Genomic DNA, 15,890 nt, shown 5'->3' with positions numbered 1-15,890 from the left:
ATACACCCGCCAAACCGCGGCGTGTTCATCGCGGGTAAACCCTGCTCCTACTCGTCTTGTTTGAAGGCAGCTTCCAGCGTGTCGTTGAGGGTGCGTAAAACCTTGACCCGGGCCCAGCGCTTGTCGTTGGCCTCCACCAAAGTCCAAGGCGCGATCTCGGTGCTGGTGCGGTCGACCATGTCGCCCACGGCATCGCGGTACTGGCCCCATTTTTCGCGGTTGCGCCAGTCTTCCTCGGTGATCTTGTAGCGTTTGAAGGGGATCTGTTCACGCTCCTTGAAGCGCTGCAGCTGGGTTTGCTCATCGATGGCCAGCCAGAACTTCACCACCACCACGCCAGCGTCGCGGATCTGTTCTTCGAAATCGTTGATCTCGCCATAGGCGCGCATCCAGTCGGCCCGGCTGCAAAAGCCCTCGATCCGCTCCACCAGCACCCGGCCATACCAGGACCGATCAAAGACGGTGAACTTGCCGCGTGCCGGGATATGTCGCCAAAAACGCCACAGGTACGGCTGGGCACGCTCTTCTTCGGTGGGTGCGGCGATGGGCACGATGGCGTATTGGCGTGGGTCCAGGGCGGCGGCCATGCGGCGGATCGCACCACCCTTGCCGGCCGCATCATTGCCTTCGAACACGGCGATCAGCGAGTGCTTGCGCATGCGTTTGTCGCGCAGCAGCATGGCCAGCCGGGCCTGCTCGTTGATCAGTTGCTCCTGATAAGCCTTTTTGCTCAGGTGCAGGTCCATCTTCAGGCTGTCGAGCAAGGTGCGCTTGTCGATGGCTTCGCTCAGCGGTGGAATGCTGGGTTGCGCCTTGGCCGGCATGTTTTTCAACGCGGCCTGCATGCCTTCGAGCAGCAAGCGCCCCACCACCAGGCTGCGGTAATTCGGGTCGACACCTTCGATCACATGCCAGGGCGCATAGTCGCGGCTGGTGCGGCGCAGCACCCGCTCACCAAATCGCACAAAGCGGTCGTAGGTCTGCGATTGCTGCCAGTCCAGCGGGCTGATCCGCCAGCTGTGCAGGGGGTCGTCCTTCAAGGCTTTGAGGCGTGCCTTCATCTGCTTCTTGGACAAGTGAAACCAGAACTTGAAGATCAGCGCGCCTTCGTTGCACAGCATCTGCTCCAGCCGCTCGGCGCCATTGATGGCCTGATCCAGCACCGCATCCTTGAAGCGCCCATGCACCCGCCCCTGGATCATCTGGCTGTACCAATTGCCGAAAAAAATCCCCATGCGGCCCTTGGCCGGAAGGTGGCGCCAGTAACGCCAGGCCGGTGGCCGGGCCAATTCTTCATCGGTTTGTTGATCGAAGGTGCGCACCTCGATCAGGCGCGGGTCCATCCATTCATTGAGCAGCTTGACCGTCTCGCCCTTGCCCGCGCCTTCGATACCGTTGATCAACACAATTACCGGGAAGCGCGACTGCTGCTTGAACTCGTACTGGGCTTCGAGCAAGGCTTCGCGCAGGGCCGGGACTTCGGCTTCATAGGTGTCTTTATCGACGGCGTGGCCGATTTCGGCGGATTCGAACATAAACAAGATCCCTTTCATTGAATGTTCAAGACTAGTCGGTGATCGGTGATTGGTGGCTGCAGACCGCGGTGTGGCCATCGCGGGTAAATCGGAGCGCCGAACCGCCGGCTCCTACACCAAAGCCAATCCCCGGTAGGAGCAGACCTTGGTCGCGATGGCATCACCGCGGTTCATCGCAAACACCGCGGTGATGCCATCGCGACCAAGGTCTGCTCCTACCGATCATCAATGACCCGTCACCCGTCACTGGCCACCGGCAAATAGGTAGAATGCACCACCTGCCGTTGCCGAGCCGAACATGAGTACAACCCCCTCCTCCCCCGTCACCCACGCCCAGATCGACTGGGATGAACAGGGTCGCCCGCATTCACGGGTGTACGATGACATGTATTTCTCCAAGGATTCGGGGCTGATCGAAACCCAATATGTCTTTATCGACCAGAACGACCTGACCCGCCGCTTTAGCGAATTGCCCGCCGATGGGCAGTTGGTGATTGGCGAAACCGGCTTCGGCACCGGGCTCAATTTTTTGTGTGCCTGGCAGCAGTTCGAGCGACTGGCGCCCAAGGGTGCGCGCCTGCATTTTGTCAGCGTGGAAAAATACCCGCTCAGCCGTGACGACCTCGCCCAAGCCACGCGCCTGTGGCCGGAACTGGCGGCGTTTTCACAGCAATTGCTGGATCAGTACCTGGCCATCCACCCAGGCTTCCAGCGCCTGGTGTTCGATAGCGGCCGGGTGAGCCTGACCTTGCTGATCGGTGATGTGCTGGAGCAACTGCCGCTGCTCGATGCCACGGTCGATGCCTGGTTTCTGGACGGTTTTTCACCGGCCAAGAACCCCGACATGTGGACCCCGGAGTTGTTCGCCGAACTCGGTCGCCTGAGCGTGCCCGGCACCACCCTCGGCACCTTTACCAGCGCAGGCTTTGTGCGTCGGGGCTTGAAGGCGGTGGGTTTCCAGATCAAACGCATCCCAGGCCTTGGGAAAAAATGGGAAGTCGGCCGTGGGCTGTTTCTCGGACACCCGGAACCATTGCCCGCGACCGCGCCTTGGTACGCCCGCCCGCAAACGCCCTTTACCGAACGCCATGCACTGGTGATCGGGGCTGGCCTGGCCGGTTGTGCCACGGCCCATAGCCTGGCGACACGGGGCTGGCAAGTGAGCCTGCTGGAACGCCACCCCCAGCTTGCCTTTGAGGCCTCCGGCAACCCGCAGGGCGTGCTTTACCTCAAGCTTTCGGCCCACGGCACCGCCCTGTCGCAATTGATCGTGGCAGGCTTTGGCCACACTCGCCGCCAGCTTGAACACCTGCAGCGCGGCCGCGACTGGGATGCCTGCGGTGTATTGCAGCTGGCCTTCGATGAAAAAGAGCAGCAGCGCCAAGCCGTGCTGGATGTTGCCTTCAGCGACGGTCTGCTCAAAGTGCTGGACCGCGCCCAGGCAGAATCGGTGGCCGGTATCGCCCTGAACAGCGGCGGCCTGTTCTACCCCGAAGGCGGCTGGGTTCATCCGCCCGCCTTGTGCCAGCACCACGCCACTCACCCGAATATTCGCCTGCTGACGCTGCACGACGTGGCCCGACTGGAGCGCATTGACGGCCAGTGGCACGCCTACGATGGCGAACAATTACTGGCCAGCGCACCGGTCGCCATCCTCACCGGCGCCGCCGACATTCGCCGCTTCCCAGCCGCTGCCGAACTGCCGCTCAAGCGTATTCGCGGGCAAATCACCTACCTGCCAGCCACCGACGCCAGCCAGGCCCTGGCCACGGTAGTGTGTGCAGAAGGCTATGTGGCACCGCCCCACGAAGGCGAGCACACGTTGGGCGCCAGCTTTGACTTTCACAGCGACGACCTTGCCCCCACCACCGCCGAACACCTGGGCAACCTTGAGATGCTCAAGGAAATCTCCACCGACCTGGCCCAGCGCCTGCACGTCGATAAATGGCCCGCCGAGCAGATGCTAGGCCGCGCCGCATTCCGATGCACCAGCCCTGATTACCTGCCAATCGTTGGGCCTTTGGCCGACAGCACCGTGTTCAAGGACCGCTATGCCGTACTGGCCAAGGATGCCCGCCAGATTCCCGAGCAGCCCTGCCCCTGGCTTGATGGCCTGTACATCAACAGCGGCCACGGTTCTCGTGGGTTGATCACCGCCCCGCTGTCAGGCGAACTGATCGCCGCGTGGCTTGAAAACGAGCCGCTGCCGCTGCCGCGTAGCGTCGCTGAAGCCTGTCACCCGAATCGCTTTATGCTGCGTGAATTGATCCGGGGTAAACGACGCTAGCTCAGCGCTTATAACAGATCGATCTAAAACTCTGAAAATTCGGCGCCCTGCTGGCCTTCGGCTGCGATGCCAAGCCTGAAAACAGCTCGCTCGACTGTAGGAGCCGACCTTGGTCGCGATGGCATCACCGCGGTCGTCGATGAACCGCGGTGATATCATCGCGACCAAGGTCTGCTCCTACGCGCGTAAGAGCTGCGCGGTTCATCGGGTAAACCGCGGTGATGCCATCGCGACCAAGGGCTAGGCGCCCCCGTCGCTCCTACAGTGTAGAATCGCGCCGATTACAGACGAGACCCGCCATGCTGATCCCTCACGACCAATTAAGCCCCGAGACCCTCACCGGCCTGATCGAAGACTTCGTCACCCGCGACGGCACCGACAATGGCGATGAAACCCCGCTTGAAACCCGTGTGCAACGGGTACGCCATGCGCTGGAAAAGGGCCAGGCGCTTATCGTGTTCGACCCCGAAAGCCAGCAATGCCAGCTGATGCTCAAGCACGATATCCCCAAGCAACTGTTCGACTGAGGCATGCTCATCGCGAGGGTTCGGCCAAGGCCTGAAGAATGCGCTGATAGATCTCTTCCCGGTGTATCTCCACCTCTCGCGGTGCAATCACGCCAAAGCGCACGGCGCCGCCCTGGATGGACAAAACCTTCACCGTAATGTCGTCGTTGATGGCAATCACTTCACCGATTTCCCGCGTCAATATCAGCATGGGTGCAGCCTCTGAGTTTTCAACAAACCCGAAGCCTGCCCGGCCACGATCCATGGTTCAACGCGCCTACCGAGAAATAGATGAACCCTACCTTTGTAGGTAATTTCTCCTACGGAATAGCCCTGAATATCAGGCTGAATGGAAGCGTGGCCCCAGCAACACAATGGTTGCGCCCACCACGCACAACGCCGCGCCGAGCCAGTCCGATGCCAATGGCCGCGCCCTCTCCACCAGCGCCAGCCACCCCAGTGACGTCACGATGTAGATCCCCCCATAGGCTGCATAGGCGCGCCCGGCGTAGGCCGCCTCGACCTTGGTCAGCAGCAGCCCGAACAGCGTCAGGCTGAGCAGCGCCGGGGCAATCCACCAGGCGCTCTTGCCCAGCCGCAGCCACATGTAAAAGGCGTAGCAGCCGCCAATTTCGAAGACCGCTGCCAGAAAAAACCACAGGTAGTTGAGCACGTGTCTATCACCAAGCCGGACTAAGGCCCGCAGGATACCTCAGGCAGCCTCTAGCCTTGGGGTTGACGAGCCTTGGCGCGCATTTTTACGGTCATGGCGGCCATTTCGTCGTAGAGCGCCTGTGGGTTTTTCTGCTTGAGCTTCCAGGCTTCGCGGCCCTGCTCGTGGGGCAGGATCATGAATTGGCCTTCGGCGATCTGCCGGTAGATGTAATCGGCAATATCGGCGGCACTGACGGGCGAGTTTTCCAGCAGCTTGCCGATCTGAGCCTTCATGGTCGGCGTTGGGCCACGGAACGAGTCGAGCAGGTTAGTCTGGAAGAACGACGGGCAGACCACATGCACACCAATGCCCTGCTCACCCAACTCAACCAACAGGCTTTCAGACAAAGCCACCACACCGGCCTTGGCGACGTTGTAGTTGCTCATGGCCGGCGCCTGCATCAACGCGGCCATGGACGCGATGTTGACGATCTTGCCGCGGCTTTTCTCAAGCAAAGGCAAGAAGGCCTTGCAGCCTTTGACCACCCCCATCAGGTTGATTGCGATCTGCCAGTCCCAGTCTTCCAACGACAACTCGTTGAAAAAACCGCCCGAGGCGACGCCTGCGTTGTTAACGATGATATCGATGCCGCCGAGCTTTTCTTCGCAGGCTTGGGCAAAAGCCGTCAACTGGCTGTAGTCGCGCACATCGCAGCGCTGGGTAAAGCCCGAGCCACCGGCCTCGCGCACTAATTGCAGGGTTTGCTGCAGGCCGGGTTCGTTGACATCCGACAGCGCCAGTTGCCAACCCTCCTGGGCCCAACGCAGGGCAATTTCACGGCCAAGGCCGGAACCGGCGCCGGTGATCATCATACGGTTTTGCATAGCTATTGCCTTAGTGCTGGGAAGTTGCCCCGAGTGTAGCGAAGGGGCCTTGCGCCCGAATGCACCATCAGGTTGCTGAATGGCGCAGGCAAACTGGCACGTTAATGAGATTTTTAAAAAGAAGGACTTTTTACACACCCCCAGAGTCGGACCTATAAGCGTTCAATATTTTGGATTGGCGCGAATGGCTTGAGCGGCAGACTCGTTTCCCAACGTCTTATAAGGACAACGCCATGGGCACAATACTCATCATCATCCTGATCCTCTTGCTGATCGGTGGTTTGCCGGTCTTTCCGCACTCTAGAAGTTGGGGCTACGGGCCTTCAGGGATTATCGGCACCGTGTTGATTATTCTGTTGATCTTGTTGTTGCTTGGGAAAATATAGGGGCCTTAAAACATCGCGGGTAAACCCTGCTCCTACAACATAAAAAAATCCCCCACATTTTTCAGGTGCGGGGGATTGTTTATGTAGGAGCCGGGTTTACCCGCGATGGCATCACCGCGGTGTGCCAGTTACACCGCGGCGCGGCCATCGCAGCCAAGGCTGGCTCCTACCCTGGGATAGGATTTCACCCCTATGTAAAGCCAAGTTAGTGAGCCACCGCCCCACTGGCACCCAGCCCGGTTTGCGAGCGCACGAACTGCGGGTAGAACAGCGCGCGTTCGTCATCGGCTGCCTTGGACTTGTCGGTGACCGAGAAGAACCAGATCCCGACAAAGGCAATCAACATCGAGAACAGCGCCGGGTACTCGTAAGGGTAGATCGGCTTCTCATGCCCCAGGATCTGCACCCAGATGGTCGGGCCCAGCACCATCAGGCCCACGGCGCTGATCAAGCCCAGCCAGCCGCCGATCATGGCGCCACGAGTGGTCAGATTCTTCCAGTACATCGAAAGCAGCAGCACCGGGAAGTTGCAACTGGCCGCGATGGAGAACGCCAGGCCCACCATGAACGCGATGTTCTGGCTTTCGAACGCGATACCCAGGCCGATCGCCAACACGCCCAGGGCGATGGTGGTGATTTTCGACACGCGGATCTCATCTTTCTCGTTGGCCTTGCCCTTCTTGATCACGCTGGCGTACAGGTCATGAGACACCGCCGAAGCGCCAGCCAGGGTCAGGCCTGCCACCACCGCAAGGATGGTTGCGAACGCCACGGCCGAGATAAAGCCCAGGAACATGCTGCCACCCACCGCGTTGGCCAGGTGCACCGCCGCCATGTTGTTGCCACCGAGCAGCGCGCCGGCTGCGTCCTTGAACTCCGGGTTGGTGCTGACCAACAGGATCGCGCCAAACCCGATGATGAAGGTCAGGATATAGAAGTAGCCGATGAAACCAGTGGCATACAGCACGCTTTTACGCGCTTCCTTGGCATCGCTCACGGTGAAGAAGCGCATCAGGATGTGCGGCAGGCCCGCGGTGCCGAACATCAGCGCCAGGCCCAGGGAGAACGCCGAAATCGGGTCCTTGACCAGGCCGCCTGGGCTCATGATCGCTTCGCCCTTGGTGTGAACCTTGATGGCTTCGGAGAACAGCGTGTTGAAGTCGAAGTTGACATGTTTCATCACCATCAGCGCCATGAAGGAGGCACCGGACAGCAACAATACCGCCTTGATGATCTGCACCCAGGTGGTGGCCAACATGCCGCCAAACAGCACGTACAGGCACATCAGGATACCGACCAGAATCACCGCCACATGGTAGTCCAGGCCGAACAGCAGCTGGATCAACTTACCGGCACCGACCATCTGGGCGATCAGGTAGAACGCCACCACCACCAGCGAACCGCAGGCTGACAGGGTACGGATTTCCTTCTGCTTCAGGCGATAGGACGCCACGTCGGCAAAGGTGTATTTGCCCAGGTTACGAAGCCGCTCGGCGATCAGGAACAGAATGATCGGCCAGCCCACCAGAAAGCCGATCGAGTAGATCAGGCCGTCGTAGCCGGAGGTAAATACCAGCGCGGAAATGCCGAGAAAAGAAGCGGCCGACATGTAGTCGCCGGCAATCGCCAGGCCGTTCTGAAAACCGGTAATACGACCGCCTGCCGCGTAGTAGTCCGCGGCCGACTTATTGCGTTTGGAAGCCCAGTAAGTAATGCACAGAGTGGCACCGACAAACACAACGAACATCACAATGGCCGAGACGTTCAAGGGTTGTTTATGCACTTCGCCGGTCAAGGCCTCGGCTGCAAAGAGTGCCGGGGCGAAGGCCAGTAGCCCTAAGGTGGTGAGTAGGCGCCGGATCATTGCTGAGCCTCCTTGAGAATCGCATTGTTCAGGTCATCAAACTCACCATTGGCGCGGCGTACATAAAGCGCCGTGAGAATAAAGGCGGAGACAATCAGCCCGACACCGATGGGAATACCCCAGGTGATGGAAGATTCGGGATTGATTTTGGCCCCTAGAACGTGCGGCCCGTAGGCGATCAACAAGATAAAAGCGGAGTAAAGCCCAAGCATGATTGCCGAGAGAATCCAGGCGAATCGTTCCCTCTTGCTGACCAGCTCCTTGAAGCGCGGGCTGTTCTGGATAGAGAGGTAAATGCTGTCGTTCATTGTTTTTGTCCTCGCAGCACAGATTGGATGACACCGTCATCACTTTAGGCTGCTTAAGGCCGCGCTCCAGACGACCTTAGTCTTAGATGCAATATGTTCAATGGCCGAAATGCCTCTTGAAAACGCCGTTGCCGGGCAGAAGTACCGCGGTGTGGGTTGGCTGCTGTAGGAGCCGGGTTTACCCGCGATGAAGGCCACGCGGTCTGTCTGAGGTACCGCGGTGCGGCCATCGCAGCATAGGTATCTACACATCTTTTGGCGTACTGCTACGAATGTAGCCGCTGACGAGGTACGAGGCTGCGATCGGCAGCGAAGCGGCCGTAAAACCTGAGACCATAATCCATCAGGCACACCGAAGGGCCTGAATTTACGACGGCTTCGCCGCCGATCGCAGCCTCGTACCTCGGCAGCGGCTACAAGAGCCGCGCTGCCCCAGAGTTGTGTAGATACCTATGGCCATCGCAGGCAAGCCTGGCTCCTACAGCAAGCCTCACCGCGGTACCTCAGACAGACCGCGGCGTGTTTATCGCGGCTAAAGCCGGCTCCTACAGAGGTCGGTAGTAGCCGCGCGATGGGGCGGGTTTGGTTATTTACCGGTCCACTCGGCCACGCGATCCGGGTGCTTGGCCACCCAATCCTTGGCCGCGGCTTCTGGCTTGGCGCCGTCCTGGATGGCGAGCATCACTTCGCCAATCTCATCCTTGTCTTTCCAGGAGAACTTCTTCAGAAAGGCCGCGACTTCCGGGGCCTTGGTGTCCAGCTGCTTGCTGCCGATGCTGTTGACGGTTTCAGCCGCGCCATACACACCCTTCGGGTCGTCCAAGAAGCGCAGCTTCCACTTGGCAAACATCCAGTGCGGTACCCAACCCGTCACCGCAATCGACTTCTTGTCTTTCTCGGCACGGGTCAGCTCGGCAATCATCCCCGCCCCTGAACTTGCCTGCAGTTTGTAACCCTTGAGGTCATAGTCCTTGATGGCCTGGTCGGTCTTTATCATCACGCCGGAACCCGCATCGATGCCGACGACTTTATTGTTGAACGACGTGTCGCTGGCGAGGTCCTGGATGGAAGTGGCCTTGACGTATTCCGGTACGATCAGGCCGATCTTGGCATCCCTGAAGTTAGGGCCGTAGTCGACCACCTTATCCTTGTTCTTGGCCCAGTATTCCCCGTGGGTTGCCGGCAGCCAGGCCGAGAGAATGGCGTCGAGCTTACCGGTGGCCACCCCCTGCCACATGATGCCGGCCGCCACCGCTTGCAGTTTGACGTCGTAGTTGAGCTTTTGCTTGATCACTTCTGCCGCCACATGGGTGGTGGCGACACTGTCGGACCAACCATCAACGTAACCGATGCTCACTTCTTTGGCTGAGGCTACTGCTGCGCTCATTGCCAGTACCAGAGCGGTACCCGCCCCCAGGAGTCGTCGCATTTTCATCCAAGCATCCCCTCGTCACTTCACGGAAAGTGCGGTGCCAGGCCCAGGGCCTTGCACGCCGCGTGTTGTTCTGGTGCATGGCGCCTCCATCACGCCCCCTGCAAAACCCTCACCAGCGGAGTACTGATAGCACCAATAATCAACTCCGCCAGCAATGCGCCCTGCTCCGTGGGCGACATCGAAACATCGAGAAACGACGTCACACCGCCAGCAGCCCCCTCTCTTCGCGGGCCCTGGCCGCGCCTGCGCCCAAACTTTGCATGCCAATGCTCAAGCGCCAGAGATTTGCAGGTAGTATTGCCCGCTTTGTTCCCTGATGGCCTGATCCATGTCGACGACCGTGCGCTTCCCGCTTGTGCCTTACCTGTTCGCCTGCCTGCTTGGCCTGCTTGCCCTCGCTGGCGTTTGGTATGGCCTGGGGCGGCCGGTGGTGCTGCCGGACGCGGCCAGCGCTTCGCATAAACTGCAATGCGCCTCCTACACCCCGTTCGACAAGGACCAATCCCCTTTCGACCAACCGTTCAAGCTGCGCCCGGCACGCATCGACGCGGACCTGGCGTTGCTGTCCCAGCGCTTCGAGTGCATCCGCACCTACTCGATGACCGGCCTTGAAGACATCCCCGCCATCGCCCGCAAGCACGGCCTGAAGCTGATGCTGGGCGCCTGGGTGAACGGCAACCCTGTCGACACCGCCAAGGAAGTGCAGGCACTGATCGCCGCAGCCAATGCCAACCAGGACATCGTCACCTCGGTGATCGTCGGCAACGAAACCCTGCTGCGCAAAGAGATCACCGGCGCCCAGTTGGTCAAGCTGATCGAGCAGGTCAAAAGCCAGATCAAACAGCCAGTCACCTACGCCGATGTATGGGAATTCTGGCTGCAGTACCCGGAAGTGGCCCCAGCCGTAGACTTTTTGACCATTCACCTGCTGCCGTACTGGGAAGACGACCCCAGGAGCATCGACGATGCCTTGGCCCATGTGGGCGAGATTCGCCAGGTGTTCGGCAACCGCTTCGCGCCCAAAGACATCGTGATTGGTGAAACCGGCTGGCCGAGCGAAGGCCGCCAACGCGAAACCGCCCTGCCGAGCCCAGTGAACGAGGCGCGGTTTATCCGTGGGTTCGTGGCCATGGCCGAGCAACACGGCTGGCACTACAACCTGATCGAAGCCTTCGACCAACCTTGGAAACGCGCCAGCGAAGGCGCGGTGGGCGGCTACTGGGGCCTGTATGACGCCGACCGCCAGGACAAGGCCGTGCTGGAAGGGCCAGTGTCCAACCTCAAGTTCTGGCCGCAGTGGCTGGCGGCGTGTGGCGCAATGTTCATCGCCACCTTGCTGTTTGCCGGCCGCGTTCGCAGCACCCGCGCCGCCTTGGCCCTGCCGCTGCTGGCCGCATTGGGCGCCGGCAGCCTGGGGCTGTGGGGTGAGCTGACCCGCGTGACCAGCCGCTTTGCCGGCGAATGGCTGTGGGCCTTGTTGCTGGTGGGCTTGAACCTGCTGGTGCTGGCGCACGGCGCGCTGGCCTTGAGTACGCGTGTGGGGTGGCGTGAACGCGCCTTTGCTTGGCTAGAGGCACGGGCCGGCTGGTGGGTAGCGGCCGCGGGGTTTGCCGGGGCGGTGATGATGCTGGCGCTGGTGTTCGACCCGCGGTATCGCAGCTTTCCGAGTGTGGCGTTGGTGTTGCCGGCGGTGGTTTATCTCGTGCGGCCGGTCAGGGTGCTGCGGGCAGAGGTGGCGTTGCTGACGTTTATTATTGGCGCGGGGATTGCGCCGCAGCTGTATCGCGAAGGGCTTGAGAATGCGCAGGCCTGGGGGTGGGCGGTGGTGAGTGTGGTGATGGTAGTGGCATTGTGGCGTTGTTTGCGGGTGCGGTAGTTCCAAAGCCCATAAATGCCATTAGTTGGCTATCACCCATAAGTGCAATAAAAATGATTTATTCCATATTTCTGACATACAAATTGGATAAAAGAAGTTTGATGTAGGTAAAATCCCGCCTTCTCGAATCACACCCGGGCCAAACGGCCCATTGTCCTTAGGGAAAAAGGCACAACTCATGCGTATCCTAATTACCGGCGGCGCCGGCTTTATCGGTTCGGCGCTCGTTCGCCATCTGATTGAAAACACCGAGCACGAAGTTCTCAACCTCGACAAGCTAACTTACGCCGGCAACCTGGAATCGCTGAGTTCCATCGCCTCCAATAGCCGCTATGAGTTCGTGCAAGCCGACATTGTCGATCAGGCAACCGTGAGTGCCTTACTGGCGCGTTTCCAACCGCACGCCATCATGCACTTGGCAGCCGAGTCTCATGTTGACCGCTCCATCGACGGCCCTTCGGATTTCATCCAAACCAACATCGTCGGCACCTACAGCCTGCTGGAAGCCACCCGTGCCTACTGGCAGGGCCTGGAGCCAGCGGCTCGCGAAGCCTTCCGCTTCCACCATATTTCGACTGACGAAGTGTACGGCGACCTGCACGGCGTCGATGACCTGTTCACCGAAACCACCCCGTACGCGCCAAGCTCGCCGTACTCGGCCAGCAAGGCCGCCTCGGACCACTTGGTTCGCGCCTGGCAGCGCACCTACGGCCTGCCTGTGCTGATCACCAACTGCTCGAACAACTACGGGCCGTTCCACTTCCCTGAGAAGTTGATCCCACTGGTGATCCTCAATGCATTGGCCGGTAAGCCGCTGCCGGTATACGGCAATGGCCTGCAAGTGCGTGACTGGCTGTTTGTAGAAGATCATGCCCGCGCGTTGTTCAAAGTAGTGACCGAAGGTGTGGTGGGTGAGACCTACAACATCGGCGGCCATAACGAGCAGAAAAACATCGACGTGGTACGCGGTATCTGCGCGCTGCTCGAAGAGCTGGCACCACAGCGCCCAACCGGCGTTGCGAACTATGCCGACTTGATCACTTTTGTAAAAGATCGCCCCGGCCACGACCAGCGCTACGCCATCGACGCCAGCAAGATCGAGCGCGAACTGGGCTGGGTACCGGAAGAAACCTTCGAGACCGGCCTGCGCAAGACCGTGCAGTGGTACCTCGATAACCTGGAGTGGTGCGGCCGCGTCCAGGATGGCAGCTATCAGGGCGAACGCCTGGGCAACACCAACCATAAGGATTTGATTGCATGACTAAAGGTATCGTTCTAGCCGGGGGCTCAGGCACCCGTTTGCACCCCATCACCCTGGGCGTCTCCAAGCAGCTGCTGCCGGTGTATGACAAACCGATGATCTACTACCCGATCTCGGTACTGATGCTGGCCGGCATTCGCGACATCCTGCTGATCTCTACCCCAGTAGACCTGCCGCAATATCGCCAGCTGCTGGGCGACGGCAGCCAGTTCGGCGTCAACATCAGCTACGCCGTGCAGCCTTCCCCGGACGGCCTGGCGCAAGCCTTCCTGATCGGCGAAGAGTTTATCGGCAACGACCCTGTCTGCCTGATCCTTGGCGACAACATCTTCCACGGCCAGGCTTTCAGCAGCCAGCTCAAGCGCGCTGTCGCCCAACCCAAGGGCGCTACCGTGTTCGGCTACTGGGTGAAAGATCCTGAGCGCTTCGGCGTGGTTGACTTCGATGACCAGGGCCGAGCCTTGTCCATTGAAGAAAAACCGGCAAAGCCAAAATCCCACTACGCCGTGACCGGGCTGTATTTCTACGACAACGATGTCGTACAAATCGCCAAGGATGTTCAGCCATCGCCACGCGGCGAGCTGGAAATTACCGACGTCAACAATGCCTACCTCAAGCGCGGCGACCTGCAGGTTGAGCGTTTTGGCCGTGGTTTTGCCTGGCTCGATACCGGCACCCACGACAGCCTGCTGGAAGCGTCCCAATACGTGCAGACCATCGAGCACCGTCAAGGCTTGAAAGTCGCCTGCCTGGAAGAAATCGCCTACCACAACGGTTGGATCAGCCACGAGCTGCTGCTTGAGCGTGCAAAAGCGTTCGGCAAGACGGGTTATGGCCAGTACCTGTTCGCAATCGCTGAGGAAAGCAAATGAATGTCATCGAGACATCACTCCCGGGCGTGATGATTATCGAGCCGAAGGTATTCGGTGACGATCGTGGCTTCTTCTATGAAAGCTTCAATGCCAAGGCGTTTGCCGAGGCCACCGGCGTAAAAACCGAGTTCGTGCAAGATAACCACTCACGCTCCGCCCACGGCGTGCTGCGTGGCCTGCATTACCAGATCGAAAACCCGCAAGGCAAACTGGTCCGCGTCACGGTCGGTGAAGTCTTGGACGTGGCTGTTGACCTGCGTAAAAGCTCGCCAACCTTCGGCCAGTGGACCAGCGTGCGGTTGTCTGCCGAGAACAAGCGCCAGCTGTGGGTACCGGAAGGGTTTGGCCATGGTTTTGTGGTGCTCAGTGAATCGGCTGAGTTCTTGTACAAAACCACGAACTATTACACCCCGAGCGCCGAACGCTGCGTGCGCTGGAACGACCCGGACCTGGCGATCGACTGGGAACTTGAAGGCCAGCCACTGCTGTCCGGCAAAGACCAGGCTGGCAGCCTGCTGAAAGAGGCCAGCCTGTTCCCATGAGCAAACCCCTGAACATCCTGATCAGCGGCCGCCATGGCCAGGTCGCGCACGAGCTGCAAAAGCAGCTCGGCGACCTGGGCACCCTGCATGTGCTGGGTCGCGACCAACTCGACCTTGCCCACCCGGAGCGCATCCGCGAGCAGGTCCGTGCCATCAAGCCGGACCTGATCATCATCGCCGCTGCCCACACCGCCGTGGACCAGGCCGAAAGCGAGCCAGAACTGGCCTTCACCATCAACGCCACCGCACCGGGCATCTTCGCTGAAGAAGCCAAGGCGCTGGGCGTGCCGTTGATCCATTACTCCACCGACTACGTGTTCGATGGCAGCAAGGACGGGGCCTACACCGAAGACGACCCAACCAACCCGTTGGGCGTTTACGGGGCCAGCAAACTGGCCGGTGAAAAGGCAATTGCCGCGACAGGCTGCGACCATCTGATTCTGCGCACCAGCTGGGTGTACTCACTGCACGGTCGCAACTTCTTGCTGACCATGCAGCGCCTGCTGCAAGAGAAGCCAGAAATGCGCATCGTTGCCGACCAGATCGGTGCACCGACCTGGGCCGGCGCCATCGCGCAGAGCACCCGCCAACTGATCGAGCGCTGGCGTGATGGCCAGGCAGGCGCGTGGGGCACCTACCACCTGACGGCACAAGGCGAAACCTCCTGGTTTGGTTTTGCCCAAGCCATTGGCGAACAACTGAAAGCCCAGGGCAAGCCCTGTGCACAGCTGTTACCGATTCCGTCCAGTGAATACCCAACGCCCGCCCAGCGGCCGCTGAACTCACGCCTGGACTGCCGCCGCCTGCAACGGGAATGGCAAGTGAGCCAGGCTGACTGGCACACCGCCCTGCTCGAGTGCCTGCGCGGGTAGGAACACGCGGTTCGGCTTGCCGGCATCGCCGGCAAGTCGTAATGCCGGTCAGTTAAGGCATTGAACGGCACGAAACCCTGTGCGGCTTTGAACCGGTCAAGAGATTTTGGACACCCGTTTAGGTCTTCATGCCGCCAGCTTCTCTGCAGCTACCGGCGACCGGTAGCTTCACCGCGCTCTGCCAGATGCACCGTGGCGTCTGCATCGGGGTGGTCCGGCATTCCGGTCAGCATTGCAACCGAACGAGGGCAGGCTTTCCAAATCCCAGAAAGCACCGAGGGGAGCCTAGGCTCCCCTCAAAGATTGTCGCGTGCTCTTTATTTTTATTGAGGGGCGGCCTGTTGTTGTTTTTGTCGGCCGTGACCCTTTACCGCGTTCTTGGCGACCCCCATTCGGGGTCAAGAGCAAACGTATTTTTTTGATCGCTGATCTGCCTTCACCATCGCTGGTCCAACCGACTCGGGAGCTACCTGGGGGTAGTTTTGTTGTTCTCTGTCCGGCTGCGGGGCTAGCCCCTGAAACGCACATCCTCTCCAAAAAAATCTGTTAGCTTCGTCTCTGTCGTGCTTGTTCTTGTTATGTCAGAGTCGTTTCATGTTGTTTTTAT

General features: G+C 59.9%; 15 protein-coding genes. 8 read left to right on the top strand and 7 right to left on the bottom strand.

Annotation, left to right across the window (positions count from 1 at the left end; genetic code table 11):
* Positions 1-47 precede the first annotated feature (47 nt).
* On the bottom strand, positions 48-1,535 hold the full coding sequence (gene pap, locus AC3IX4_RS07165; protein ID WP_489259881.1) for a polyphosphate:AMP phosphotransferase: 1,488 nt from the start codon (positions 1,533-1,535) through the stop codon (positions 48-50).
* Between the two features lie 298 nt (positions 1,536-1,833).
* Here pap and mnmC point away from each other — a divergent pair, with 298 nt between their 5' ends.
* Both mnmC and AC3IX4_RS07155 read left to right on the top strand, forming a co-directional pair.
* Positions 1,834-3,822 carry a bifunctional tRNA (5-methylaminomethyl-2-thiouridine)(34)-methyltransferase MnmC2/FAD-dependent 5-carboxymethylaminomethyl-2-thiouridine(34) oxidoreductase MnmC1 gene (mnmC, locus tag AC3IX4_RS07160; protein ID WP_489259880.1) on the top strand — a complete coding sequence of 663 codons (1,989 nt, stop codon included), beginning with the start codon at positions 1,834-1,836 and terminating at the stop codon, positions 3,820-3,822.
* A 299-nt stretch (positions 3,823-4,121) separates the two neighbouring features.
* A complete protein-coding gene (locus AC3IX4_RS07155; protein ID WP_489259879.1) occupies positions 4,122-4,349 on the top strand; it encodes a YheU family protein in 228 nt (75 codons plus the stop codon).
* A 7-nt stretch (positions 4,350-4,356) separates the two neighbouring features.
* On the opposite strand, the gene csrA is transcribed toward AC3IX4_RS07155, so the two are convergent.
* The 3 genes from csrA to AC3IX4_RS07140 form a co-directional block, all read right to left on the bottom strand.
* Complete coding sequence (csrA, locus tag AC3IX4_RS07150; protein WP_489259878.1) at positions 4,357-4,539, bottom strand: carbon storage regulator CsrA; 183 nt, start codon at positions 4,537-4,539, stop codon at positions 4,357-4,359.
* A gap of 129 nt (positions 4,540-4,668) precedes the next feature.
* Positions 4,669-5,001: a YnfA family protein gene (locus tag AC3IX4_RS07145; RefSeq protein WP_489259877.1), complete on the bottom strand. Its 333-nt coding sequence runs from the start codon at positions 4,999-5,001 to the stop codon at positions 4,669-4,671.
* Positions 5,002-5,051: 50 nt separating this feature from the next.
* Entirely contained in the window at positions 5,052-5,867 is an 816-nt protein-coding gene (locus AC3IX4_RS07140; protein ID WP_489259876.1) for an SDR family oxidoreductase, read from the bottom strand.
* Between the two features lie 233 nt (positions 5,868-6,100).
* On the opposite strand from AC3IX4_RS07140, the gene AC3IX4_RS07135 reads away from it, so the two are divergent.
* Positions 6,101-6,253 carry a DUF3309 family protein gene (locus AC3IX4_RS07135; protein WP_010224169.1) on the top strand — a complete coding sequence of 51 codons (153 nt, stop codon included), beginning with the start codon at positions 6,101-6,103 and terminating at the stop codon, positions 6,251-6,253.
* Positions 6,254-6,458: 205 nt separating this feature from the next.
* Here the strand turns inward: AC3IX4_RS07135 and AC3IX4_RS07130 are convergent, their stop codons facing one another.
* From AC3IX4_RS07130 to AC3IX4_RS07120, 3 genes are all read right to left on the bottom strand, one after another.
* On the bottom strand, positions 6,459-8,117 hold the full coding sequence (locus tag AC3IX4_RS07130; RefSeq protein WP_489259875.1) for a cation acetate symporter: 1,659 nt from the start codon (positions 8,115-8,117) through the stop codon (positions 6,459-6,461).
* Positions 8,114-8,425: a DUF485 domain-containing protein gene (locus AC3IX4_RS07125; RefSeq protein WP_489259874.1), complete on the bottom strand. Its 312-nt coding sequence runs from the start codon at positions 8,423-8,425 to the stop codon at positions 8,114-8,116. The genes AC3IX4_RS07130 and AC3IX4_RS07125 overlap by 4 nt, the downstream gene beginning before the upstream one ends.
* A 586-nt stretch (positions 8,426-9,011) precedes the next feature.
* Positions 9,012-9,860: a glycine betaine ABC transporter substrate-binding protein gene (locus AC3IX4_RS07120; RefSeq protein ID WP_489259873.1), complete on the bottom strand. Its 849-nt coding sequence runs from the start codon at positions 9,858-9,860 to the stop codon at positions 9,012-9,014.
* A 328-nt stretch (positions 9,861-10,188) separates the two neighbouring features.
* On the opposite strand from AC3IX4_RS07120, the gene AC3IX4_RS07115 reads away from it, so the two are divergent.
* From AC3IX4_RS07115 to rfbD, 5 genes are all read left to right on the top strand, one after another.
* The gene (locus AC3IX4_RS07115; protein WP_489259872.1) at positions 10,189-11,736 is read left to right on the top strand and encodes a glycoside hydrolase family 17 protein; all 1,548 of its coding nucleotides are present in this window, start codon (positions 10,189-10,191) and stop codon (positions 11,734-11,736) included.
* 178 nt (positions 11,737-11,914) lie between these two features.
* Entirely contained in the window at positions 11,915-12,997 is a 1,083-nt protein-coding gene (rfbB, locus tag AC3IX4_RS07110; RefSeq protein ID WP_489259871.1) for a dTDP-glucose 4,6-dehydratase, read from the top strand.
* Positions 12,994-13,869, top strand: coding sequence for a glucose-1-phosphate thymidylyltransferase RfbA (gene rfbA, locus AC3IX4_RS07105; RefSeq protein WP_489259870.1), 876 nt, complete (start codon positions 12,994-12,996; stop codon positions 13,867-13,869). The genes rfbB and rfbA overlap by 4 nt, the downstream gene beginning before the upstream one ends.
* Positions 13,866-14,411: a dTDP-4-dehydrorhamnose 3,5-epimerase gene (rfbC, locus tag AC3IX4_RS07100; RefSeq protein ID WP_489259869.1), complete on the top strand. Its 546-nt coding sequence runs from the start codon at positions 13,866-13,868 to the stop codon at positions 14,409-14,411. The genes rfbA and rfbC overlap by 4 nt, the downstream gene beginning before the upstream one ends.
* Positions 14,408-15,283 carry a dTDP-4-dehydrorhamnose reductase gene (gene rfbD / locus AC3IX4_RS07095; protein WP_489259868.1) on the top strand — a complete coding sequence of 292 codons (876 nt, stop codon included), beginning with the start codon at positions 14,408-14,410 and terminating at the stop codon, positions 15,281-15,283. Before rfbC ends, rfbD begins: the two co-directional genes overlap by 4 nt.
* The last annotated feature ends 607 nt before the right edge of the window (positions 15,284-15,890 follow it).

Source organism: Pseudomonas sp. KH_021, from assembly GCF_057838865.1.
The sequence above is the reverse complement of the archived record's forward strand: the minus strand, read 5'-3'. Positions and strand labels throughout refer to the sequence as shown.